The sequence below is a fragment of the Pseudomonas sp. NFACC41-3 genome, assembly GCF_900109505.1.
In the GTDB taxonomy this organism is placed as follows: domain Bacteria; phylum Pseudomonadota; class Gammaproteobacteria; order Pseudomonadales; family Pseudomonadaceae; genus Aquipseudomonas; species Aquipseudomonas chlororaphis.
In genome coordinates this window covers 40,698-62,798 of record NZ_FOAE01000003.1, presented here as the reverse complement: position 1 = coordinate 62,798, position 22,101 = coordinate 40,698, and the positions used below count along the sequence as shown (strand labels likewise).

Annotated in this window: 22 protein-coding genes; 12 read left to right on the top strand and 10 right to left on the bottom strand. The window is 63.5% G+C overall.

All coding sequences use genetic code 11. From position 1 onward, the window contains the following. The first annotated feature begins 209 nt into the window (after positions 1-209). From coxB to BMY68_RS14470, 4 genes are all read left to right on the top strand, one after another. Positions 210-1,337 (top strand): cytochrome c oxidase subunit II, encoded by a 1,128-nt coding sequence (gene coxB / locus BMY68_RS14485; RefSeq protein WP_009041513.1) that lies wholly within the window; start codon positions 210-212, stop codon positions 1,335-1,337. An 82-nt stretch (positions 1,338-1,419) separates the two neighbouring features. Further along, positions 1,420-3,021 carry a cytochrome c oxidase subunit I gene (gene ctaD, locus BMY68_RS14480; protein WP_009041514.1) on the top strand — a complete coding sequence of 534 codons (1,602 nt, stop codon included), beginning with the start codon at positions 1,420-1,422 and terminating at the stop codon, positions 3,019-3,021. Positions 3,022-3,070: 49 nt separating this feature from the next. Further along, entirely contained in the window at positions 3,071-3,625 is a 555-nt protein-coding gene (locus BMY68_RS14475) for a cytochrome c oxidase assembly protein (RefSeq protein WP_007924321.1), read from the top strand. A 27-nt stretch (positions 3,626-3,652) separates the two neighbouring features. Beyond that, complete coding sequence (locus tag BMY68_RS14470) at positions 3,653-4,540, top strand: cytochrome c oxidase subunit 3 (RefSeq protein ID WP_085532584.1); 888 nt, start codon at positions 3,653-3,655, stop codon at positions 4,538-4,540. Between the two features lie 8 nt (positions 4,541-4,548). Here BMY68_RS14470 and BMY68_RS14465 read toward each other — a convergent pair whose 3' ends face one another. After that, entirely contained in the window at positions 4,549-4,752 is a 204-nt protein-coding gene (locus BMY68_RS14465; protein ID WP_007924318.1) for a twin transmembrane helix small protein, read from the bottom strand. A gap of 69 nt (positions 4,753-4,821) precedes the next feature. On the opposite strand from BMY68_RS14465, the gene BMY68_RS14460 reads away from it, so the two are divergent. From BMY68_RS14460 to BMY68_RS14440, 5 genes are read left to right on the top strand one after another with little or no spacing between them, the layout of a single operon-like run. After that, positions 4,822-5,562 (top strand): SURF1 family protein, encoded by a 741-nt coding sequence (locus BMY68_RS14460; protein WP_085532582.1) that lies wholly within the window; start codon positions 4,822-4,824, stop codon positions 5,560-5,562. After that, positions 5,528-6,121 (top strand): hypothetical protein, encoded by a 594-nt coding sequence (locus tag BMY68_RS14455; RefSeq protein WP_085532580.1) that lies wholly within the window; start codon positions 5,528-5,530, stop codon positions 6,119-6,121. Before BMY68_RS14460 ends, BMY68_RS14455 begins: the two co-directional genes overlap by 35 nt. Before the next feature lie 10 nt (positions 6,122-6,131). Next, positions 6,132-7,211, top strand: coding sequence for a COX15/CtaA family protein (locus BMY68_RS14450; RefSeq protein ID WP_085532578.1), 1,080 nt, complete (start codon positions 6,132-6,134; stop codon positions 7,209-7,211). After that, entirely contained in the window at positions 7,199-8,098 is a 900-nt protein-coding gene (gene cyoE, locus BMY68_RS14445) for a heme o synthase (RefSeq protein ID WP_009041519.1), read from the top strand. The genes BMY68_RS14450 and cyoE overlap by 13 nt, the downstream gene beginning before the upstream one ends. Next, positions 8,095-8,730: an SCO family protein gene (locus BMY68_RS14440; protein WP_009041520.1), complete on the top strand. Its 636-nt coding sequence runs from the start codon at positions 8,095-8,097 to the stop codon at positions 8,728-8,730. The genes cyoE and BMY68_RS14440 overlap by 4 nt, the downstream gene beginning before the upstream one ends. 189 nt (positions 8,731-8,919) lie before the next feature. Here BMY68_RS14440 and BMY68_RS14435 read toward each other — a convergent pair whose 3' ends face one another. The 3 genes from BMY68_RS14435 to BMY68_RS14425 are packed head-to-tail and all read right to left on the bottom strand — an operon-like array spanning position 8,920 to position 11,430. Then, positions 8,920-9,693, bottom strand: coding sequence for a MetQ/NlpA family ABC transporter substrate-binding protein (locus tag BMY68_RS14435; protein ID WP_009041521.1), 774 nt, complete (start codon positions 9,691-9,693; stop codon positions 8,920-8,922). Between the two features lie 55 nt (positions 9,694-9,748). Further along, positions 9,749-10,423: a methionine ABC transporter permease gene (locus BMY68_RS14430; protein WP_007924307.1), complete on the bottom strand. Its 675-nt coding sequence runs from the start codon at positions 10,421-10,423 to the stop codon at positions 9,749-9,751. Beyond that, positions 10,423-11,430, bottom strand: a complete 1,008-nt coding sequence (locus tag BMY68_RS14425) for a methionine ABC transporter ATP-binding protein (protein WP_007924306.1) — start codon at positions 11,428-11,430, stop codon at positions 10,423-10,425. Before BMY68_RS14425 ends, BMY68_RS14430 begins: the two co-directional genes overlap by 1 nt. A gap of 213 nt (positions 11,431-11,643) precedes the next feature. Here BMY68_RS14425 and katE point away from each other — a divergent pair, with 213 nt between their 5' ends. After that, on the top strand, positions 11,644-13,836 hold the full coding sequence (katE, locus tag BMY68_RS14420; RefSeq protein WP_275668587.1) for a catalase HPII: 2,193 nt from the start codon (positions 11,644-11,646) through the stop codon (positions 13,834-13,836). Between the two features lie 113 nt (positions 13,837-13,949). Here the strand turns inward: katE and BMY68_RS14415 are convergent, their stop codons facing one another. The 4 genes from BMY68_RS14415 to zur are packed head-to-tail and all read right to left on the bottom strand — an operon-like array spanning position 13,950 to position 16,749. After that, positions 13,950-14,663 (bottom strand): PA5502 family lipoprotein, encoded by a 714-nt coding sequence (locus BMY68_RS14415; protein ID WP_085532576.1) that lies wholly within the window; start codon positions 14,661-14,663, stop codon positions 13,950-13,952. A 37-nt stretch (positions 14,664-14,700) separates the two neighbouring features. Further along, positions 14,701-15,489, bottom strand: a complete 789-nt coding sequence (gene znuB, locus BMY68_RS14410; protein ID WP_007924303.1) for a zinc ABC transporter permease subunit ZnuB — start codon at positions 15,487-15,489, stop codon at positions 14,701-14,703. Continuing rightward, positions 15,482-16,267 carry a zinc ABC transporter ATP-binding protein ZnuC gene (gene znuC, locus BMY68_RS14405; RefSeq protein WP_007924302.1) on the bottom strand — a complete coding sequence of 262 codons (786 nt, stop codon included), beginning with the start codon at positions 16,265-16,267 and terminating at the stop codon, positions 15,482-15,484. The genes znuB and znuC overlap by 8 nt, the downstream gene beginning before the upstream one ends. Continuing rightward, entirely contained in the window at positions 16,267-16,749 is a 483-nt protein-coding gene (gene zur, locus BMY68_RS14400; RefSeq protein ID WP_007924301.1) for a zinc uptake transcriptional repressor Zur, read from the bottom strand. The genes znuC and zur overlap by 1 nt, the downstream gene beginning before the upstream one ends. A gap of 57 nt (positions 16,750-16,806) precedes the next feature. On the opposite strand from zur, the gene BMY68_RS14395 reads away from it, so the two are divergent. Then, the gene (locus BMY68_RS14395) at positions 16,807-17,736 is read left to right on the top strand and encodes a zinc ABC transporter substrate-binding protein ZnuA (RefSeq protein WP_085532574.1); all 930 of its coding nucleotides are present in this window, start codon (positions 16,807-16,809) and stop codon (positions 17,734-17,736) included. Between the two features lie 73 nt (positions 17,737-17,809). Here the strand turns inward: BMY68_RS14395 and BMY68_RS14390 are convergent, their stop codons facing one another. Beyond that, positions 17,810-18,760, bottom strand: a complete 951-nt coding sequence (locus BMY68_RS14390; protein ID WP_062824101.1) for a homoserine kinase — start codon at positions 18,758-18,760, stop codon at positions 17,810-17,812. 62 nt (positions 18,761-18,822) lie between these two features. After that, positions 18,823-19,110 (bottom strand): DUF2782 domain-containing protein, encoded by a 288-nt coding sequence (locus BMY68_RS14385; protein WP_007924295.1) that lies wholly within the window; start codon positions 19,108-19,110, stop codon positions 18,823-18,825. Positions 19,111-19,184: 74 nt separating this feature from the next. On the opposite strand from BMY68_RS14385, the gene polA reads away from it, so the two are divergent. After that, positions 19,185-21,989: a DNA polymerase I gene (polA, locus tag BMY68_RS14380; protein ID WP_085532571.1), complete on the top strand. Its 2,805-nt coding sequence runs from the start codon at positions 19,185-19,187 to the stop codon at positions 21,987-21,989. Positions 21,990-22,101 lie beyond the last annotated feature (112 nt).

Here is a 22,101-nt window from a genome sequence, read left to right as displayed (position 1 = left end):
GGCAGCGGCAAACTGTTTCAGTGGATTTACGGCACCGCGTTGCGAGGTCGAGGTCGCTGTCTATACTCGGGTCTGAATGAAGTTAGCTGATGACGCCCGACTGCATGCGCAGCGAAGGCTCGGCGGTTTAAGTTCGTAGTCTAGGCAGCCGCTCCCTTGGCCGCAGGTGCAAGCCGGCGGGATAACAAGAACGATAAGGGGAACCCGCAATGATGCGACATCCACAAGTCTGGATGGGCCTCCTGTTGTGGTCGGTATTCAGCCAGGCGCATGGCGCCTGGACCGTGAATATGGCGCCTGGAGCGACTGATATAAGTCACGCGGTATTCGACCTGCACATGACCATCTTCTGGATCTGTGTGGTGATCGGCGTCATTGTCTTTGGCGCCATGTTCTGGTCGATGATCCTGCACCGCCGCTCCACCGGCCAGGTGGCCGCCAAGTTCCACGAAAGCACGACGGTGGAAATCCTCTGGACCGTGGTGCCGCTGCTGATCCTGGTGGCCATGGCCGTTCCCGCCACCGCGACCCTGATCAAGATGTACGACGCCAGCGAACCGGATGTGGACATCCAGATCACCGGCTATCAGTGGAAGTGGCACTACAAATACCTGGGCCAGGACGTCGAGTTCTTCAGCAACCTGACCACTCCCGCCGACCAGATTCATAACCAGAGCGCCAAGGGCGAGCATTATCTGCTGGAAGTCGATCAGCCGCTGGTGCTGCCGATCGGCGCCAAGGTGCGCTTTCTGGTGACCTCCGCCGACGTCATCCATTCCTGGTGGGTCCCGGCCTTTGCGGTCAAGCGCGATGCGATCCCCGGTTTCGTCAACGAAGCCTGGACCCGGGTCGACAAGCCCGGCCTATATCGCGGCCAGTGCGCCGAACTGTGCGGCAAGGACCATGGCTTTATGCCGATCGTGGTCGACGTGAAGACCCAGGCCGACTACGACACTTGGCTGGGCGAACGCAAGGCCGAAGCCCTCAAGCTCAAGGAACTGACCAGCAAGGAATGGACCCTCGAAGAGCTGGTGGCCCGTGGCGACAAGGTTTACCACACCACCTGCGTGGCCTGTCACCAGGCCGAAGGCCAGGGCCTGCCGCCGATGTTCCCGGCGCTCAAGGGCTCGAAGATCGCCACCGGGCCGGTGGCGGATCACTTGAACATCGTCTTCCACGGCAAGCCCGGCACCGCCATGGCGGCGTTCGGCAAGCAGTTGTCGGAAGTCGACCTGGCAGCGGTGGTCACCTACGAACGTAACGCCTGGGGCAACAACAAGGGCGACATGGTGACGCCCAAGGATGTCCTGGCTCTGAAACAGGCGCAAAGCAAATGACCCGGTCCATTGCGTGTTCCCGCAGCCGATCAGGGCGTGCCGCCCTCGATCGTCCAGCCCACCCGTTTACAGGAGACAGGCCATGAACGCTGTGAGCGACGAACAGGGTCATGCCATCGTTGGCGATCACGACCACACCCACGGCCCCGCCAAGGGCCTGATGCGCTGGGTGCTGACCACCAACCACAAGGACATCGGCACCCTGTACCTGTGGTTCGCCTTCTCCATGTTCCTGCTCGGCGGCTCGTTCGCCATGGTGATCCGCGCCGAGCTGTTCCAGCCCGGCCTGCAGATCGTGCAGCCGGAATTCTTCAACCAGATGACCACCATGCATGGCCTGGTGATGGTCTTCGGCGCGGTGATGCCGGCCTTCGTCGGCCTGGCCAACTGGATGATCCCGCTGATGGTCGGCGCGCCGGACATGGCCCTGCCACGGATGAACAACTTCAGTTTCTGGTTGCTGCCGGCGGCGTTCCTGCTGCTGGTCTCGACCCTGTTCATGCCCGGTGGCGGACCCAACTTCGGCTGGACCTTCTACGCCCCGCTGTCCACCACCTACGCGCCGGAAAGCGTGACCTTCTTCATTTTCGCCATCCACCTGATGGGCATCAGCTCGATCATGGGCGCGATCAACGTGATCGCCACTATCCTCAACCTGCGTGCTCCCGGCATGACCCTGATGAAGATGCCGCTGTTCGTCTGGACCTGGCTGATCACCGCGTTCCTGCTGATCGCGGTGATGCCGGTACTGGCCGGCTGCGTGACCATGATGCTGATGGACATCCACTTCGGCACCAGCTTCTTCAGCGCCGCCGGTGGCGGCGATCCGGTGCTGTTCCAGCATGTGTTCTGGTTTTTCGGTCACCCCGAGGTGTACATCATGATCCTGCCGGCCTTCGGTGCCGTCAGCGCGATCATCCCGGCCTTTTCGCGCAAGCCGCTGTTCGGCTACACCTCGATGGTCTACGCCACGGCGAGTATCGCCTTCCTGTCGTTCATCGTCTGGGCGCACCACATGTTCGTGGTCGGCATTCCGCTGGTGGGCGAGCTGTTCTTCATGTACGCCACGATGCTTATCGCGGTGCCGACCGGGGTCAAGGTCTTCAACTGGGTCAGCACCATGTGGCAGGGCTCGCTGACCTTCGAGACGCCGATGCTGTTCGCCGTGGCCTTCGTGATCCTGTTCACCATCGGCGGCTTCTCCGGGCTGATGCTGGCCATCGCCCCGGCGGACTTCCAGTACCAGGACACCTATTTCGTGGTCGCGCACTTCCACTATGTGCTGGTGCCGGGCGCGATCTTCGGCATCTTCGCCTCGGCTTATTACTGGCTGCCGAAGTGGACCGGGCACATGTACGACGAAACCCTGGGCAAGCTGCACTTCTGGCTGTCCTTCATCGGCATGAACATGGCGTTCTTCCCGATGCATTTCGTTGGCCTGGCGGGGATGCCGCGGCGGATCCCGGACTACAACCTGCAGTTCGCCGATTTCAACATGGTGTCGTCCATCGGCGCGTTCACCTTCGGCGCGACGCAGATCTTCTTCCTGTTCATTGTCATCAAGTGCATCCGTGGCGGCCAACCCGCGCCGGCCAAGCCCTGGGATGGTGCCGAAGGGCTGGAGTGGAGCGTGCCGTCGCCGGCGCCGTACCACACCTTCACCACGCCACCGGAAGTGAAATGAACAGCTTGGTGCGCTGCCCGCTCGCCGCTGAAACAGCTGGGGGTTGCTGATGGCCGAGGTTTCGATGAAGAAGCTGGTCACTCGCCTGTTGCTGGTGGTGGCGGCGATGTTCGTCTTCGGTTTTGCCCTGGTGCCGATCTACGACGTGATGTGCAAGGCGCTGGGCATCAACGGCAAGACCGGCGGGCAGTATTCCGGCGAGCAGCAAGTGGATGTCTCGCGCCAGGTGCGCGTGCAGTTCCTGTCGACCAACGCGATCGACATGGTCTGGGACTTCTATCCCAAGGCCGACGACATCGTGGTTCATCCTGGCGCGGTGAACGAGATGATCTTCATCGCCCGCAACCCCAGCGACCGTCCGATGAGCGCCCAGGCGATCCCGAGCATTTCGCCGAGCAGCGCCGCGATGTATTTCCACAAGACCGAATGCTTCTGTTTCACCCAGCAAGTGCTGCAGCCCGGTCAGCAGATCGAGATGCCGGTACGTTTCATCGTTGACCGCGACATGCCCAAGGATGTGAAGCACCTGACGCTGGCTTACACGCTGTTCGATATCACCGCGCGTCATCCACCGGTGGCCGTGAGCACCAACACCGGCGGTTAAGACGGTGCCCGATAAGGAGAACAATAAATGGCAACTCATGAGCATTATTACGTTCCCGCCCAGAGCAAGTGGCCGATCATCGCCACGGTGGGCATGTTCGTTACGGTGTTCGGCCTGGCCACCTGGTTCAACGACCTCAAGGCCGCGCGCCCGGAATCCCATGGCCCGCTGATTTTCTTCGTCGGGAGCCTGTTGCTGGCCTACATGCTGTTCGGCTGGTTCGGCGCGGTGATCAAGGAAAGTCGCGCCGGCCTGTACAGCGCCCAGCTGGATCGCTCGTTCCGCTGGGGCATGAGCTGGTTCATCTTTTCCGAAGTGATGTTCTTCGTCGCCTTCTTCGGCGCGCTGTTCTACGTGCGCCAGATCACCGGCCCGGCCCTGGGCGGCGAAGGCAGCAAGGGCATCGCGCACATGCTTTGGCCGAACTTCGAGTTCGTCTGGCCATTGCTCGAAAACCCCGATTCCAAGCTGTTCCCGCCGCCCAAGGAAGTCATCAGCCCCTGGGGCCTGCCGCTGCTCAACACCGTGCTGCTGGTGAGTTCCAGCGTCACCGTGACCATCGCTCACCACGCCCTGAAGAACGGCCATCGCGGTGCGCTGAAGATCTGGCTGGCGATCACCGTGCTGCTGGGCTGTGCGTTTCTCGGCTTCCAGGCCGAGGAATACCTGCACGCCTACCACGAGCTGGGGCTGACCCTGGGGTCGGGCATCTACGGCGCCACCTTTTTCATGCTCACCGGCTTTCACGGTGCCCACGTGACCATCGGCACGGTGATTTTGTTCGTGATGCTGATGCGCATCATGAAGGGGCACTTCGACGCCGAGCATCAGTTCGGTTTCGAGGCGGCCAGTTGGTATTGGCACTTTGTCGATGTGGTGTGGATCGGCTTGTTTGTCTTCGTCTACGTGCTCTGAGCGCGGCGTTACCAGGGCGCGTGCGATACCAACTGGCCGCTGAAGAAACCCCAGGCGATCAAGCCGACGGTGAGCGCGGCCAGGCACACACGCACGGTCAGCGACCTGAGCAGGCGATGGGAGCTGCTGTCGTCCTTGACCAGAAAGAACAGGCCGCTGAACAGGCTAATGAGCGTGGCGATCAGCAACAGGACGATGGCCGCTTTAAGCATGGTGGGCTCCGGGAGAAACGCGATGCGCTTGAGTATAGCCAGTCGATCTCGCCACTTTCTGGCACGGCCATGAACGGTTTTCGTCCGGGCGTGCTGCCGACCCTGGTGGTGTTGGTGTTGCTGCCGGTGTTGGTGACGCTCGGGTTCTGGCAACTGGGCCGGGGCGAACAGAAGCGCGAGCTGCTGGCCAGCTACGCCGAACGGCGCGTGGCCGAGCCTTTGACCGTGGATGAGCTGCAGGCTGCCAGCGATCCAGCTTTCCGCCGGGTGCAATTGCATGGCCGCTTCGATGCGGCCCACAGCCTGCTGCTGGATAACCGCATGCATGAAGGCAAGGTCGGGGTCGAGCTGCTGCAACCCTTTCTCGACCAGGCCAGCGGTCAATGGCTGCTGCTCAACCGTGGCTGGCTGCCCTGGCCGGACCGGCGCACGCCACCCGCATTCAGCACCCCGGAACAGTCCCTGAGCCTCGATGCCTGGGTCTATGTCGCCCCCGGCGCGACCTTTCAACTGCACGCCGACCCACTGAATGCCCAGTGGCCGCGGCTGGTGACGACGATCGATCCGGCCAGGCTCTGGAGCGAACTGGGACGCAGCGGTTTTGCCTACGAGCTGCGCCAGGAGGCCGGCCCGGGCGCCTACCTGACCGAATGGCCGGTAGTGGCCATGGGGCCGGAAAAACACCTGGGCTACGCCGTGCAGTGGTTCGCCATGGCGCTGGCCCTGTGCGCTTTGTACCTCTATCTCGGATGGCATAACGCAAGGGAGAAACACCATGGGAGCGGCCATGAATCCACCCAACATTTCTGAGGCCCAGGTGCCCCACAACCGGCGCCGCGGACGCTGGCAGCTGCTGCTGATCGTGGCCATGGTGATCGGCCCGATGATCCTCGCCACCGGCATGTACAAGTTGCAGTTCTGGGTACCGGAAAGCCGCAGCTACCACGGCGAGCTGATCGGCAACGGCCAGAGCCGCGCCGACATCGGGGTCCAGGCCGACGAGACGCGCTGGCAGATCCTGGTCACCGCGCCCAGGGACTGCGCCGTGGATTGCCAGCAACTGGTGTACCTGGCGCGGCAGATCCAGATCTCCCTCGGCCGCGACGCCTCCCGGGCCAGCCACGCCCTGGCCGCCGCCCAGCCGCTGGACACCGACTACCAGGCCAAGCTGCAACGCGAATATCCGCAACTGCAACGCTACCCACTGGACCTGCCGATCTTCACCAAGGGCGCCAGCAACCAGGGCGCGCCGCTGCTGTGGATCGTCGACCCGCACGGCAACCTGGTCCTGCGCTACGACGCCCGGGTCAAGGGCAAGGACCTGCTCAACGACCTGCGTCATCTGCTGAAACTGTCGAACATCGGATAAGGGCATCGTCATGGCCAAACCTGGATTTCGCCTCGCCTTGTTTGCCACCTTGCTGGCACTGATCGTGGTGCTGCTCGGTGCCTACACCCGGCTGACCCACGCCGGCCTCGGCTGCCCGGACTGGCCGGGTTGCTACGGTTTCATCAGCGTGCCGAAAAGCGAAGCCCAGCTGGCCCATGCCGAACTGCATTTTCCCGACACCCCGGTGGAAGCCCACAAGGGCTGGAACGAGATGATCCACCGCTATTTCGCCGGCACCCTGGGCCTGTTGATCGTGCTGCTGGCGGCACGCTCCTGGACCCACCGGCATCATCCCGGGCAACCGCTGAAGTTGCCGCTGTTCCTGCTCTCGGTGGTGTTCGCCCAGGCCTTGTTCGGCATGTGGACGGTGACCCTCAAGCTGTGGCCGCAAGTCGTCACCGCGCACCTGCTGGGCGGCTTCGCCACCCTGAGCCTGCTGTTCTTGCTGACGCTACGGCTGTCCGGGGTGCTGCCGGCGCTGATCGTGCCCAGGCGCCTGCAATACTGGGCCACGGCCGGGCTGGTGCTGGTGATCGGGCAGATCGCCCTGGGCGGCTGGGTCAGCTCCAACTATGCGGCGGTGGCCTGCATCGACTTGCCGACCTGTCACGGCCAGTGGTGGCCGGCGGTGGATTTCGCCAATGGCTTTCACCTGACCCAGCACATCGGCCCCAACTACCTGGGCGGGCAGCTCGACAGTGACGCGCGCACGGCCATCCACCTGACCCATCGCATCGGCGCGCTGCTGGTGACCCTGGTGTTGCTCGGCCTGGCCTGGCAACTCAAGCATGTGGGCATGACCCGCCTCGCCGGGCTGGTGCTGGTGGCGCTGGCGGCGCAGATCGCCCTTGGCATCAGCAATGTGCTGTTCCACCTGCCGCTGCCGGTGGCCGTAGCGCATAACGCCGGCGGCGCGGCGCTGCTGCTGACCCTGGTGCTGGTCAATTATCACGCCCGCACCAGCCTGGTCCGCGCGCGCTCGCACCTGCCGCTGGGCTGGCGCCTGAGCCCGCGCAAACACGCCGCCGGGCCCATAACCATTAAAGGAGAGATGCCATGGCGACTCTGATCGGCGAGCGTCACAGCCAGGCGATCTGGCGTGACTACCTGGAGCTGACCAAGCCCAAGGTGGTGGTGCTGATGCTCATCACCTCGCTAGTGGGCATGTTCCTCGCCACTCGCGCCGGGGTGCCGTGGACGGTGCTGGTGTTCGGCAACCTGGGCATTGCCCTGTGCGCCGGCGCGGCGGCGGCGGTGAACCATGTGGTGGACCGGCGGATCGATGCAGTCATGGCGCGCACCCACAAACGGCCGCTGGCCGAAGGCCGGGTGTCGCCGGCGGCGGCGCTGGGTTTCGCCCTGCTGCTGGCCATCGCCGGGCAAGCCTTGCTGCTGGCGTTCACCAACCCGCTGACCGCCTGGCTGACCCTGGCGTCGTTGCTCGGTTATGCGGTGATCTACACCGGCTTCCTCAAGCGGGCGACCCCGCAGAACATCGTGATCGGCGGCCTGGCCGGGGCCGCGCCGCCGCTGTTGGGCTGGGTCGCGGCCACCGGCCATGTGACGGCCGAACCGCTGCTGCTGGTGCTGATCATCTTCGCCTGGACCCCGCCGCACTTCTGGGCCCTGGCCATTCACCGCAAGGAGGAATACGCCAAGGCCGATATCCCGATGCTGCCGGTGACTCACGGCGAGCACTACACCAAGGTGCATATCCTGCTCTACACCTGCGCCTTGCTGGCGGTCAGCCTGCTGCCTTATGCGATCCACATGAGCGGCATGCTTTACCTGATGTGTGCCCTAGGCCTGGGCGCGCGCTTTCTGCAATGGGCCTGGGTGCTGTACCGTGGCAGTCGGCCGCACGCGGCGATCAACACCTTCAAGTACTCTATTTATTACTTGTTCCTGCTGTTTATCGCGCTGCTCGTAGACCACTACCTATTGTTGAACCTATGACTCGAACTCAGAAAACCGTCTTTATTCTCGTGGCGCTGGTGGCCCTGGTGCTGGGGCTCACCGTCAACAAAGTGCTGACCGGCAAGAACCAGGGGGATCCGACCGCGTTGATCGACGCCGGGATCATCCTGCTGCCCCAGAGCCGCAACCTGCCGGATGTGAAGATGACCGACCAGGAAGGCCAGCCGGTGGTGCTCAATGAGCTCAAGGGCAAGTGGAGCCTGCTGTTCTTCGGCTACACCTTCTGCCCGGACATCTGCCCGACTACCCTCGCCCAGCTGCGCCAGATCAAGAGCGAGTTGCCCAAGGAGGCGGTGGACAACCTGCAGGTGGTGCTGGTCAGCGTCGACCCGAACCGCGACACGCCGCAGCAGCTGAAACAGTACCTGGGCTACTTCGACAAGGACTTCAAGGGCCTGACCGCGACCTCGGTGGCGGACGTGCAGAAGCTCGCCAACGCGGTGAGCATCCCGTTCATTCCAGCGGACACCAGCAAGCCCAACTACACGGTCGATCACAGCGGCAACCTGGCGGTGATCGGCCCGGACGGCACCCAGCGCGGCTTCATCCGCGCGCCGCTGAACAACCAGAAGCTGGTGGCTCAGCTGCCGGTGATGTTGCAGCGCAAGTAATTCGGGGCGCCTGAATCCTGTAGCCGCTGCCGCAGGCTGCGATAAGGCGCGTAGCGCCTTCCGAGGGCCTCAAGAGCACGTCTCCTGCGGAGCCGATCGCAGCCTGCGGCAGCGGCTACAGGGAACTCGGCAGGCAACTGAAACGAAACGGGGCGCCTTGAGGCGCCCCGTTTGTGTTTCTGCAACCGATCAGAACGCCGGAACCACGGCGCCTTTGTACTTCTCGAGAATGAATTGCTTCACCTCGGGGCTGTGCAGGGCGGCAACCAGTTTCTTCATGGCGTCCGAGTCCTTGTCGTCAGGACGGGCCACCAGGATGTTCACGTAAGGCGAGTCCTTGCCTTCGATCACCAGGGCGTCCTTGGACGGGTCCAGCTTGGCTTCCAGGGCGTAGTTGGTGTTGATCAGCGCCAGGTCGACCTGGGTCAGCACGCGCGGGATGGTCGCGGCTTCCAGCTCACGGAATTTCAGGTCCTTGCTGTTCTCGGTGATGTCTTTGACCGTGGACAGGATGTTGTTGGAATCCTTGAGCTTGATCAGGCCGGCCTTGGCCAGCAGCAGCAAGGCACGGCCGCCGTTGGTGGCGTCGTTGGGGATCACCACGTTGGCGCCGCCCGGCAGTTCTTCGAGCTTCTTGAACTTGTTGGAGTAGGCGCCCAGCGGCTCCAGGTGCACGCCGGCGACGTTTACCAGGTGGGTACCCTTGGCCTTGTTGAACTCATCCAGGTACGGCTGGTGCTGGAAGAAGTTGGCGTCCAGGCGCTTTTCCGCGACCTGCACGTTCGGCTGGATGTAGTCGGTGAAGACCTTGACCTTCAGGTCCACGCCTTCCTTGGCCAGCGCCGGCTTCACGAATTCGAGGATCTCGGCGTGAGGCACCGGAGTGGCGGCCACGGTCAGGGTGTCAGCGGCGTGCGCGGAGAACGCGGCAACGGCGGCGAAAGCGACGAGTAGTTTTTTCATCCAGCTAGCTCCTTGTGAGGCGCCCGGTGCCGGACGCCTGCCGGCCAGGGCCGACTTATTTTCGGGAAAAGTGCACCACCAGCTTGTCGCCGACGGTTTGCAGAACTTGAACCAGCACCAGCAACAGCACCACGGTGACCACCATCACATCGGTCTGGAAGCGCTGGTAACCGAAGCGGATCGCCAGGTCGCCGAGACCGCCCGCGCCTACCACGCCTGCCATGGCGGTGTAGGAAACAAGGGTAATCGCTGTCACGGTAATTGCCGCGAAAATACCTGGGCGGGCTTCCGGCAGCAGGGCGTTGGTGATGATCTGCCGGGTGGTCGCGCCCATCGACTGGGTGGCCTCGATGATGCCGCGGTCCACTTCGCGCAGGGCGGTCTCCACCAGGCGGGCGAAGAACGGCGTGGCGCCGACCACCAGGGGCGGGATCGCGCCGGCGACACCCAGCGAGGTGCCGGTGATCAGTACGGTGAACGGGATCATCACGATCAGCAGGATGATGAACGGCAGCGAGCGCAGGATGTTCACCAGCAGCGACAGCAGGGCGTAGAGGCTCTTCTGCTCCAGCAACTGGCGCGGGCTGCAGAGGAACAGCAGCACGCCCAGGGGCAGGCCCAGCAGCACGGTGAACAGCAACGAGCCACCGAGCATCAGCAGGGTGTCGCCGGTGGCCAGCCAGATTTCGTACCAGTCGATATTGGCGAAGAAACTTGTCAGCAGTTCCATTAGCGCAGCACCTCCATGTGGACATCCGCCGCGGTGAAGTGGGCGAAGGCCGCCTCCATGTCACCGCCGGTGATAGCCAGGGTCAGTTGCCCGTAAGGGACGTCTTTGATGCGGTCGATACGGCCGGCGAGGATGCTGTAGTCCACCCCGGTTTCGCGGGCCACGGTGCCCAGCAGCGGCGCGTAGGTGGCATCGCCCTGGAAGGTCAGGCGCACGATGCGGCCGGGTACGTGGGCGAAGTCGTCGCGTTGTTCGCTTTCATCGATCTGCTCGTCTTCCTGGACGAAACGCTTGGTGGTCGGGTGCTTGGGATGCAGGAACACCTCGGCCACCGAGCCCTGCTCGACAATCACCCCGGCATCCATCACCGCCACCTGGTCGCAGACGCGACGGATCACATCCATCTCATGGGTGATCAGCACGATGGTCAGCTTCAGTTCGCGGTTGATCTCGGCCAGCAGCTGCAGGACCGACGCGGTGGTCTGCGGGTCCAGGGCGCTGGTGGCTTCGTCGCACAGCAGGATCTTCGGCTTGGTCGCCAGGGCGCGGGCGATGCCGACGCGCTGCTTCTGCCCGCCGGACAGCTGGGCTGGGTATTTCTTGGCGTGATCGGACAGACCGACGCGGGCCAGCAACTCGGCCACGCGCTGGTCGATCGCGCTGCGCGACAGCTCGCCGGCCAGGGTCAGCGGCAGCGCGACGTTGTCGGCCACGGTCTTGGAGGCCAGCAGGTTGAAGTGCTGGAAGATCATCCCGACCTGCTGGCGGAAGCGGCGCAGGCCGTTGGCGTCCAGGGCGGTGACTTCCTCGTCGTCGACGACGATCTTGCCGCCGCTGGGGTTTTCCAGGCGGTTGATCAGGCGCAGCAGGGTACTTTTGCCCGCGCCGGAATGGCCGATCAGGCCGAATACCTGGCCGTTCTCGACCTTCAGGCTGGTCGGATGCAGGGCGGGAATATCCTTACCGGCGACCCGGTAGGTTTTATGGACGTTTTGAAACTCGATCACGTAGCGAACCTTGTGGGGCGCGTTAGAAAAGGATCAGCGGTTAGCCGGGCGCGCATTTTAGCCTGTCCGTATAGAGGTTCTTAGCATTTATTTTGTATTCATCCTTCGATTTGGCAATAACGCGATCAAAGGTCATAAAAAAGGAACGGCGCCAAACCTCATCAGTCACTCAATAAGCCACTCGAAAAAAGCCAGGTGCCGTGCCTGGCGATTTTGACCGATGAAGCCCCGCCCCGCCGGGGCTTCGCCAACGAGGAGTTTTGCCTGATGAGTAGCAAGAAGCCAAGCGCATCGAAAAGCCAGCTGGCCGGGACCGATACCCTGGATCGCGGCAACACCAACAGCAAGCTGCACAGCCTGGAGACCTTCCGCTCCGACGCCACCGAACAGGCGTTGCGCACCAACCAGGGGGTCAAGGTCGCCGATAACCAGAACACCCTGAAGGCCGGCGCCCGTGGGCCCTCGCTGCTGGAAGACTTCATCATGCGGGAGAAGATCACGCACTTCGACCATGAGCGGATTCCGGAGCGTATCGTCCATGCCCGTGGCGTCGGCGCCCATGGCTACTTCCAGACCTACGAGAATCATTCGGCCCTGACCAAGGCCGGCTTCCTGCGTGATCCGGGGAAGAAGACCCCAGTGTTCGTGCGCTTCTCCACGGTGCAGGGTCCGCGCGGCTCTGGCGACACCGTGCGCGACGTGCGCGGTTTTGCCGTGAAGTTCTTCACCGACGAAGGCAACTTCGACCTGGTGGGCAACAACATGCCGGTGTTCTTCATCCAGGACGCGATCAAGTTTCCCGACTTCGTCCATGCGGTCAAACCCGAGCCGCACAACGAGATCCCCACCGGAGGCTCGGCCCACGACACCTTCTGGGACTTCGTGTCGCTGCAGCCGGAATCGGCGCACATGGTGATCTGGGCCATGTCCGACCGGGCGATTCCGAAAAGCCTGCGCAGCATGCAGGGTTTTGGCGTGCACACCTTTCGTTTCATCAATGCCGAAGGCACATCCAGTTTCGTCAAATTCCACTGGCGGCCGACAGTGGGCACCTGTTCCCTGGTCTGGGACGAGGCGCAAAAGCTGGCGGGCAAGGACACCGACTTCCATCGCCGCGACCTGTGGGAGTCGATCGAGAGCGGCGATTACCCGGAGTGGGAACTGGGTGTGCAGGTGATCGTCGAGGAAAACGAGCACAAGTTCGATTTCGACATCCTCGACCCGACCAAGTTGATCCCCGAAGAGCTGGTGCCGATCACGCCCCTGGGCAAGATGGTGCTCAACCGCAACCCGGACAACTTCTTCGCCGAGACCGAGCAGGTTGCCTTCTGCCCGGGGCATATCGTGCCGGGCATCGACTTCTCCAACGATCCGCTGCTGCAGGGCCGACTGTTCTCCTACACCGATACGCAGATCAGCCGCCTCGGCGGGCCGAACTTCCATGAGCTGCCGATCAACCGCCCGCTGGCACCCTTCCACAATGGCCAGCGCGATGCCATGCACCGCACCACCATCGATAAGGGCCGGGCGTCCTACGAGCCCAATTCCATCGATGGCGGTTGGCCGAAAGAGACGCCGCCCGCGGCCGAGGATGGCGGTTTCGAGAGCTACAACGAGCGCATCGACGCGCACAAGATCCGCCAGCGCAGCCCGTCCTTCAGCGACCACTTCTCCCAGGCGCGACTGTTCTTCAAGAGCATGAGCACGCATGAGCAAGAACACATCATCGCCGCCTACAGCTTCGAGCTGGGCAAGGTCGAGCGCGAGTGGATCCGTGTGCGCCAGGTCAACGAGATCCTGGCCAATATCGATCTCGAACTGGCCAAGCGGGTCGCGCAGAACCTGGGCTTGCCGGTGCCCAAGCGCGGTACGGTCGATGTGCCTGAGCTGTCCCTCGATCACTCGCCGGCCCTGAGCCAGGCCAACCTGCTGTCGGGGGATATCAAGACCCGCAAAGTGGCGATCCTGGCGGCGAACGGGGTCGACGGCAAGGCGATCGACGCCTGGAAAAAGGCCCTGCAAGCCGAAGGCGCCCACGCCAAGTTGTTGGGCCCGACCTCGGCGCCCGTGACCACCGCGGACGGCAAGACCCTGCCGGTGGACGCTTCCATGGAAGGACTGCCGTCAGTGGCGTTCGACGCGGTGTTCGTGCCGGGTGGCGCCAAGTCGATACAGGCCTTGAGCGGCGATGGCGTGGCCCTGCATTACCTGCTCGAAGCCTACAAGCACCTCAAGGCGATTGCCTTGCAAGGCGAGGCCAAGCAATTGCTGGATGTGCTCAAGCTGGAAGTGGATGCGGGGTTGATCGTTGGCGGGGATGCCAAGGCGTTGAAGGCGTTCTTCAACGCGATTGCCCATCACCGGGTCTGGGAGCGGGAGCCGAAGGCCAAGGCGATCCCGGCCTGATGCTGCTGACGCTTCTGTAGGAGCACAGCTTGCGTGCGAAAGAGTTTGGCACCGCGTTAGCGTTTATCGCGGGCAAGTCGGATCGCCGCCCGCTCGCTCCTACAGAGGTGGGGTTATTGGGGTTTGCGTGGCGTCAGCACCATCTGTGCCGGGATGTGGCGCAGGATCTGCCGCTCGATCTGCAGGTCGAATTCGCCGTCGAGCTTTTTCACTCGCTTGCTCAGCAGGGTCTTCAGCCAGGGGTAATCTTCGGTGCGTGGCGCCTGGATGCTCACGTCGCACTGGTAATTCACCACATCGGCGGCGATCGCATCGAGTTGCCGACGCAGTTGCTTGATATCGCTGAGGTTCAGCGCAATGGTGGTGCTCTCGGCGGCCGGGTCGATCAGCTTGGCTGGCGGCCGGGCTTCAGCTGCCTTGAGCGCGGCTTCGGCTTTTTCCAGCTCGGCTTTACGGGCCTGGGTGATAGCGCCATCGACGCCGCCGGTCAGGGCCGGTGCCTTGGGCATCAGCGCGCGGGCGCGGCTCAGGGCCGTGGCGGCGGCGTTGACATCACCCTTTTGCAACACGATCTGGCTGCGCTGCAGGTAGGCTTCGGCCAGCTGGCGCTGGTATTGCTCGAGCTGCGGGTCGTTGGGCGACTGGGCCTGCAAGGCGCTCAACTGGTCTTCGGCGGTGGCCAGTTCGCTGCTGGCGATATTTTGCTGCAGCTGTGCGATGGCCGTGGCGCGGGCGTCGGGCACTTCAACCGGCGGCGTGCTCTGGCAGGCGCCCAGCAGCAGGGAAAATGCGACAAGGAGCAGATAACGGGAGGCGAACGGCTTCATTCCTGCGACTCTCTAATTGCGCAAAAAGCGAGCAAGTCTACACCCCTCGACGGGGCAGGACAAAACTCAGCAGAAACAATGCGGCCGCCGTGACCACGATCGATGGCCCCGCGGGGGTGTCCTTGAACCACGACAGCGCCAGCCCGCCACAGACCGCGAGTATGCCCAGCAGGCTCGCGCCCAGCGCCATCTGCTCCGGGGAACGGGCGTGACGTTGGGCCGCAGCCGCCGGGATGATCAGCAGCGAAGTGATCAGCAGCACCCCGACTATCTTCATCGCTACCGCGATCACCACCGCGATCAACAGCATCAGCGCCAGGCGCAGCGACGCCACCGGCAAGCCTTCGACCCTGGCCAGCTCCTCGTGCACGGTGATCGCCAGCAACGGCCGCCACAGGGCTACCAATAGCAGCAGGACTGCGGCGCTGCCGCCAAGAATCCACGCCAGGTCGCCGGGGCTGATCGCCAGCAGATCGCCGAACAGATAGGCCATCAGGTCGATCCGCACGTCATGCATGAAGCTTAGTACCACCAGCCCGAGGGAGAGGGTGCTGGGAGCGAGAATCCCCAGCAACGTATCGGAAGCCAGCGGCTGGCGCTGTTGCAGGGTGACCAGCAGCACCGCCAGCAGCAGGCAGCCGACGGTCACCGCCACCGCCGGGCTGACATCCAGCAGAAAGCCCAGGGCCACGCCGAGCAAGGCGGCATGGGACAGGGTGTCGCCGAAATAGGCCATGCGCCGCCAGACCACGAACGATCCGAGGGGACCTGCCACCAGCGCCAGCGCCAGGCCTGCGAGCAGGGCGTACAACAGAAAATCAGCCATGCTTGCAGCTATCTCCGTGAACATGAACGTGGCCGGCCGCGGCCCCGGTGACCACCGAACCGTGCAGGTCGTGGGCGTGGTCGTGATGGTGGTGATAGATCGCCAGGCTCGGCGCGTTCTGGCCGAACAGCTCGACGAAGGCCGGGTCGCCGCTGACCTGTTCCGGGTGGCCGGAGCAGCACACGTGGCGATTGAGGCAGACCACCTGGTCGGTGGTGCTCATCACCAGGTGCAGGTCGTGGGAGACCATCAGCACGCCGCAGCCGTGGCGGTCGCGCAAACGGGTGATCAGGCTGTACAGCTCGGCCTGGCCGGCGACGTCCACGCCTTGTACCGGCTCGTCCAGTACCAGCAATTCCGGCTCGCGCAGCAGGGCGCGGGCCAGCAGCACACGCTGCATCTCGCCGCCGGAAATGCTCTGCACCGGGCTGTCGATCACCTGTTCGGCGCCGACTTCGTTCAGTGCGGCCAGGGCTGTCGCGCGGTCCACGCCCGGTACCAGGCGCAGGAAGCGCAGCACCGACAGCGGCAATGTCGGATCGACGTGCAGCTTCTGCGGCATGTAGCCGACCCGCAGCTTCGGCTTGCGCCAGACGCTGCCGCTGTCGGGCTTGAGCAGGCCGAGCACGGCGCGCACCAGGGTGGTCTTGCCGGCGCCGTTGGGGCCGATCAGGGTGACGATCTGCCCAGGCTCGACACTGAGCTGGATGTTGTCCAGCACGGTCTGCCCGGCAAAGGTCACTGCGACCTGATCGAGGCGGATCAAGGCATTGCTCATCAGGCCCCCTGGCAACCCGAGCAGAGGCCGACCACTTCGACGGTCTGGCCTTCGACGACGAAGCCGACATCGCGCGCGCTGCTGATGATCGCGTCGCTGATGGATTTCTGTTCAAGCTCGATGGCGGCGTGGCAGACGCGGCAGATCAGGAACTGGCCCTGGTGCGCGTGTTCCGGGTGATTGCAGCCGACGAAGGCGTTGAGCGATGCGATGCGATGCACCAAGCCGTTTTCCAGGAGGAAGTCCAGGGCGCGGTACACGGTTGGCGGTGCGGCGCGGCGACCGTCCTGTTCGCTGAGCACGGCGAGGATGTCGTAGGCACCCAGCGGCTTGTGGCTTTGCCAGACCAGTTCCAGCACCCGCCGACGCAGGGCGGTCAGGCGCAGGCCTTGGCGGGCGCACAGGGCATCGGCCTCGGACAGTGCGCTGTGTACGCAGTGAGAGTGGTCGTGGGGGCGACTGGCAAGGGGGGTTTTAGGCATGAGCGGCGACGATAATGGTGAGAGACGTTATTATGTTACCCGTTCTTGCCTCTTCGAGTGGTCATCGTGTCCCGACTTTTTGCCCTTTTTGTCGCTTTTACCGCCAGTTTGTTCGTGATCAGCTCGGCCCAGGCCGAAGTCCGGGTCCTGACCAGCATCAAACCCCTGCAATTGATCGCCGCCGCCGTCCAGGACGGCATCGCCGTGCCTGAGGTCCTGCTGCCGCCGGGGGCCTCGCCGCACAACTATGCGCTGCGCCCTTCCGACGTGCGCAAGGTGCAGTCGGTGGAGTTGCTGTACTGGATCGGCCCGGACATGGAGAGCTTCCTGCCGCGGGTCCTCAAGGGCCGCACGCTGCCATCGCTGGCGGTGCAGGACCTGCCAGGCCTGAAACTCCGTCATTTCGCCGAAGATAACCACTCGCATGCTGAAGAAGCCGACGAACATGACCACGATCATCGTCCAGGCAGCCTCGATGCGCACCTGTGGCTGTCGCCGGTCAACGCGCGGGTCATCGCCGACCGCATGGCGGCCGACCTGAGCGCCGCGGACCCGGCCAACGCCGCGCGTTACCAGAGCAACGCCAAGACCTTCGACCAGCGCCTGGATGCCCTGGACGCCCGTTTGAAAACCCGCCTGGCGCCAATCGCCGGCAAGCCTTATTTCGTCTTCCATGAAGCCTTCGATTATTTCGAAGACGCTTATGGCCTCAAGCATGCGGGCGTGTTCAGCGTCGCAGCCGAGGTGCAGCCGGGCGCGCAGCACGTAGCGGCGATGCGCACGCGCTTGCAGCAGGTCGGCAAGACCTGTGTGTTCAGCGAGCCGCCATTGCGCCCGCGCCTGGCCGAAACCCTGGTGGCGGGCTTGCCGGTGAAGCTGGCGGAGCTCGATGCGCTGGGCGGCTACACCCCGGCCACCGCGCAGGGGTACGAGCAGGTGCTGGAGAAGCTGGGCAATGATCTGGCAGGCTGCCTGGAATCGCTGTAAAGACTGCTGGCGCTATTGCGGGCAAGCCGCGCTCCTACAAGAGATCGTAGGGGCGGGCTTGCCCGCGATGCTTTCAGATGGCGAACGGCAATGGCGTGCTGACCTGCTGGCGCTGGGCCAGGCGCAGCTGGAACTCCATCGGGTCGTGAATCAGCACGTCCTGTCCGGCGAAGGACTCGGCGGCGATCAGGCGTGACAGCCAGAAGCGCACGCAGGCCACCCGCAACAGGGTTGGCCACAGCTCGGCCTCGGCGGTGGTGAACGGGCGCAGGGCCGCGTAGGCGCCCAGCAGGGCCCGGGCGCGCGAGCCGTCGAGCAGGCCGTCGGCGTCGGAACACCAGTCGTTCAGGGCAATCGCCACGTCATACAGCATCGGCCCGGAGCAGGCGTTATAGAAGTCGATCAGCCCGGTCAGGTGCGTGCCTTCGAACATCGCGTTGTCGCGGAACAGATCCGCGTGGATGTTGGCCCGAGGCAGCGCGAGGATCTTCACCTTCTGCTCGGCGATTTCATCCAGGGCTCGCTGCAACAGATCCCGTGCCTGCGGATCGAGATGCGAGAGCATCTGCGAGCCTTCTTCCTGCATCCAGTCCAGGCCACGATCGGTCTTGCGCTTGATCATGTTGTCCTTGGTCGCCAGGTGCAGATGAGCGAGCAGCTCGCCGACCTGCGCGCAATGCTGGGCATTGGCTTGCTTGATGTGCTTGCCGGCCAGGCGCGGCTGCAGCAGCGCCGGCTTGCCGGCCAGCTCGCGCAGGGCCACGCCGTCGGTGGTGCGCAGGGCGTAAGGCACCGGCAGGTCGGCGTCGTGCAGCACGTCCAGCAGTTCGATGAAGAACGGCATTTCCTGGACCGGACCGCGCTCGACCAGGGTCAGGACGAACTCGCCCTGTTCCAGGCTGATGAAGAAGTTGGTGTTTTCGCTACCAGCGGCAATCCCCTGGAAGTCAAGCAGGCGGCCGAGCCCGTAAGGGGCGAGAAAGGTTTCCAGCTCGGGCCGAGCCAGGGGAGTGAACACAGACATGGTTAAAAACTGCCAGTACGGGCGCCGCTGTCGAGCCAGCGCCGGTTGAAGTTAGGAGTGGTTTACCACTCGAAAATTTTCCACGCCGGAATCAGCATATCCGGCTGGTCAGAACGAATGAAGTTGCCATCGGAACCGTCGGCGCGCACCAGAAAGTAGGGTTTGCCGACCTTCGGTGTGACCTTGATGGCGTACAGGAAACCGTTCTGGCGGTACTCCTGGATGGTCTTGTCGCCTTCCGTGCGAATGGTTACTTCCGGATCCGCCGATGGCGCATCCTCCGCCGCAATCACGGCCATCGGCGCGATTGCAATCAGGCTGGCCAGCAGCAAGCGATTTAGTGTGCGCATGATAACCTTGTCCCTTTGTCGTCAACGGTCCCGCTATTCTAGCGCCGGACCCGCCGAAAAGGTTGATCCTGCTCATGAGCCAAGCCCCCCTCGTCCTGGTGGACGGTTCGTCCTACCTGTACCGCGCCTTCCACGCGCTGCCCCCGCTGACCACTTCCAAAGGCATGCCGACCGGTGCGGTCAAGGGCGTGCTGAACATGCTCAAGAGTCTGCGCAAGCAGTACCCGGACAGCCCGTTCGCCGTGGTGTTCGACGCCAAGGGCGGGACCTTCCGCGATGACATGTACGCCGAGTACAAGGCCAATCGCCCGAGCATGCCCGACGACATGCGGGTGCAGATCGAACCGCTGCACGCCAGCGTGATCGCCCTGGGCTTTCCGCTGCTGTGCGTCGAGGGCGTCGAGGCGGACGACGTGATCGGCACCCTGGCCCGCAGCAGCGCGGCGGCCGACCGGCCGGTGGTGATCTCCACCGGCGACAAGGACATGGCGCAACTGGTGGACGGGCACATTACGCTGGTCAACACCATGTCCGGTAGCAGCATGGACGTGGAGGGCGTGAAGGAGAAATTCGGCGTCGCTCCCGAGCAGATCATCGATTACCTGGCGCTGATGGGCGACTCCTCCGACAACATCCCGGGTGTGCCGGGCATCGGCCCGAAGACTGCTTCCGGCCTGCTGGTGGGGGTCAACGGTGGCCTGAACGAGCTGTATGCACAGCTCGATATCGTCCCGAGCCTGCCGATTCGTGGGGCCAAGACCCTGCCGGCCAAGCTCGAAGAGCACAAAGAGATGGCTTTCCTCTCCTATCAGCTGGCGACGATCAAGGTCGATGTGCCGCTGGATATCGGCCTGGACGACCTGCACCTGGGCGAACCGGACCGCGACAAACTGGTCGAGCTGTACAGCCTGCTGGAGTTCAAGAGCTGGCTCGACGAGCTGCAGCGCGATGCCAAGCGCCTGGAGCTGAGTGTTGCCGCCTCCGAGCCGGTGGCCGACTTGTTGACTCAGGTCGAGGTCGAGATCGAAGTGCCGGTGGTTGTCGAAGCCCAGTACGAAACCATCCTCGATCAGGCGCGCTTCGATGTCTGGCTGGAAAAACTGAAGAACGCCAAGCTGTTCGCCTTCGATACCGAAACCACCGGCATCGACGCCCAGCAGGCGCAGCTCGTGGGGTTGTCCTTCGCCGTGCAGGCCAACGAAGCGGCTTATATTCCGCTGACTCACTCCTACCTTGATGTGCCGGAGCAGCTGGATCGTGACACCGTCCTGCGCGCCCTGCAGCCGATTCTCGAAGACCCGAACAAACTCAAGGTCGGCCAGCACGCCAAGTTCGACATGAATATCCTGGCCAACTGCGCCATCGGCGGCGATCAGGCCAACGGCATCACGGTGCGCGGTGTCGCCTTCGACACCATGCTCGAGTCCTACGTGCTCAACTCCACCGCCACCCGGCATGACATGGACAGCCTGGCGGAGAAATACCTGGGCCACACCACCGTGAGTTTCCAGGACATCGCCGGCAAGGGCGCCAAGCAGCTGACCTTCGACCAGATTGCTCTTGAGCAGGCCGGGCCTTATGCGGCGGAAGACGCCGATGTGACCCTGCGCCTGCATCAGGTCTTGCATGAAAAACTGGCCGCGATCCCGAGCCTGGCCAGCGTGCTCAGCGATATCGAAATGCCCGTGGTGCCGGTGCTGGCGCGGATCGAGCGCCAGGGTGCGTTGGTGGACGCCGACCTGCTTGGCGTGCAGAGCATCGAACTGGGCGACAAGATGGTGGCGCTGGAGCGTGAAGCCTTCGAGATCGCTGGCGAAGAATTCAACCTGGGTTCGCCCAAGCAACTGGGAGTCATCCTCTACGACAAGCTCGGCCTGCCGGTGCTGAAGAAGACTGCCAAAGGCCAGCCGTCCACCGCTGAAGAAGTGCTGGCCAAGCTGGCCGAGGACGACTACCCGCTGCCCAAGGTGCTGATGCAATACCGCTCCATGAGCAAGCTCAAGAGCACCTACACCGACCGTCTGCCGGAGCAGATCAACCCGCGTACCGGGCGAATCCACACCTCCTATCACCAGGCAGTCGCGTCTACCGGGCGTTTGTCTTCCAGCGATCCGAACCTGCAGAACATCCCGGTGCGTACCGCCGAAGGCCGACGCATCCGCCAGGCTTTCATCGCGCCGCCTGGCTACAAGCTGCTGGCGGCGGACTATTCGCAGATCGAACTGCGGATCATGGCGCACCTGTCCCGCGACGAAGGGCTGATGAATGCCTTCCGCAATAACCTCGACGTGCACACGGCCACTGCGGCCGAAGTGTTCAAGGTTGAACTCAAGGACGTCAGTTCCGATCAGCGCCGCAGTGCCAAGGCGATCAACTTCGGCCTGATCTATGGCATGGGCGCGCAGAAGCTCGGCAAGGACATCGGCGTCGATACCAAGACTGCCAAGGCCTATATCGACACCTACTTCGCCCGCTACCCCGGCGTGCGCGAATACATGGATCGCACCCGCGCCCAGGCCGCGGAACAGGGTTATGTGGAAACCCTGTTCGGCCGCCGCCTGTACCTGCCGGAGATCAACTCCAACAAGCCGCAGGAACGCGCCGGCGCCGAACGTACGGCGATCAACGCGCCGATGCAGGGCACGGCGGCCGACATCATCAAGAAGGCCATGGTGGCGGTAGACAGCTGGCTGACGGCCTCAGGCCTGGATGCCAAGGTCATCCTGCAAGTGCACGACGAACTGGTGCTGGAAGTGCGCGAAGACCTGGTGGACAAGGTGAGCGAGGAGATTCGCGGCTACATGAGCAATGCCGCGACCCTGGATGTGCCGCTGCTGGTCGAAGTCGGGGTGGGCAGCAACTGGGATGAGGCGCACTGAGGCGAGAAGGCAGTACTTTGGCCGCGGCACAGTGTCGCGGCGAAGGCTAGCGAAGAGCTATTAGTGCGGAAAATTTCATCGACTATTGCCAATAGTTTTTGAAACCTCCCGG

What these genes read in the sequence shown, in the direction of transcription:
- BMY68_RS14450 (WP_085532578.1), top strand. Translation starts at nt 6,132, where the DNA reads ATGGCCAAACCTGGATTTCGCCTCGCCTTGTTTGCCACCTTGCTGGCA.
- BMY68_RS14440 (WP_009041520.1), top strand. Translation starts at nt 8,095, where the DNA reads ATGACTCGAACTCAGAAAACCGTCTTTATTCTCGTGGCGCTGGTGGCC.
- BMY68_RS14455 (WP_085532580.1), top strand. Translation starts at nt 5,528, where the DNA reads ATGGGAGCGGCCATGAATCCACCCAACATTTCTGAGGCCCAGGTGCCC.
- BMY68_RS14435 (WP_009041521.1), bottom strand. Translation starts at nt 9,693, where the DNA reads ATGAAAAAACTACTCGTCGCTTTCGCCGCCGTTGCCGCGTTCTCCGCG.
- BMY68_RS14385 (WP_007924295.1), bottom strand. Translation starts at nt 19,110, where the DNA reads ATGCGCACACTAAATCGCTTGCTGCTGGCCAGCCTGATTGCAATCGCG.
- polA (WP_085532571.1), top strand. Translation starts at nt 19,185, where the DNA reads ATGAGCCAAGCCCCCCTCGTCCTGGTGGACGGTTCGTCCTACCTGTAC.
- zur (WP_007924301.1), bottom strand. Translation starts at nt 16,749, where the DNA reads ATGCCTAAAACCCCCCTTGCCAGTCGCCCCCACGACCACTCTCACTGC.
- znuC (WP_007924302.1), bottom strand. Translation starts at nt 16,267, where the DNA reads ATGAGCAATGCCTTGATCCGCCTCGATCAGGTCGCAGTGACCTTTGCC.
- BMY68_RS14470 (WP_085532584.1), top strand. Translation starts at nt 3,653, where the DNA reads ATGGCAACTCATGAGCATTATTACGTTCCCGCCCAGAGCAAGTGGCCG.
- coxB (WP_009041513.1), top strand. Translation starts at nt 210, where the DNA reads ATGATGCGACATCCACAAGTCTGGATGGGCCTCCTGTTGTGGTCGGTA.
- BMY68_RS14390 (WP_062824101.1), bottom strand. Translation starts at nt 18,760, where the DNA reads ATGTCTGTGTTCACTCCCCTGGCTCGGCCCGAGCTGGAAACCTTTCTC.
- BMY68_RS14415 (WP_085532576.1), bottom strand. Translation starts at nt 14,663, where the DNA reads ATGAAGCCGTTCGCCTCCCGTTATCTGCTCCTTGTCGCATTTTCCCTG.
- cyoE (WP_009041519.1), top strand. Translation starts at nt 7,199, where the DNA reads ATGGCGACTCTGATCGGCGAGCGTCACAGCCAGGCGATCTGGCGTGAC.
- ctaD (WP_009041514.1), top strand. Translation starts at nt 1,420, where the DNA reads ATGAACGCTGTGAGCGACGAACAGGGTCATGCCATCGTTGGCGATCAC.
- BMY68_RS14460 (WP_085532582.1), top strand. Translation starts at nt 4,822, where the DNA reads ATGAACGGTTTTCGTCCGGGCGTGCTGCCGACCCTGGTGGTGTTGGTG.
- BMY68_RS14475 (WP_007924321.1), top strand. Translation starts at nt 3,071, where the DNA reads ATGGCCGAGGTTTCGATGAAGAAGCTGGTCACTCGCCTGTTGCTGGTG.
- BMY68_RS14430 (WP_007924307.1), bottom strand. Translation starts at nt 10,423, where the DNA reads ATGGAACTGCTGACAAGTTTCTTCGCCAATATCGACTGGTACGAAATC.
- BMY68_RS14465 (WP_007924318.1), bottom strand. Translation starts at nt 4,752, where the DNA reads ATGCTTAAAGCGGCCATCGTCCTGTTGCTGATCGCCACGCTCATTAGC.
- znuB (WP_007924303.1), bottom strand. Translation starts at nt 15,489, where the DNA reads ATGGCTGATTTTCTGTTGTACGCCCTGCTCGCAGGCCTGGCGCTGGCG.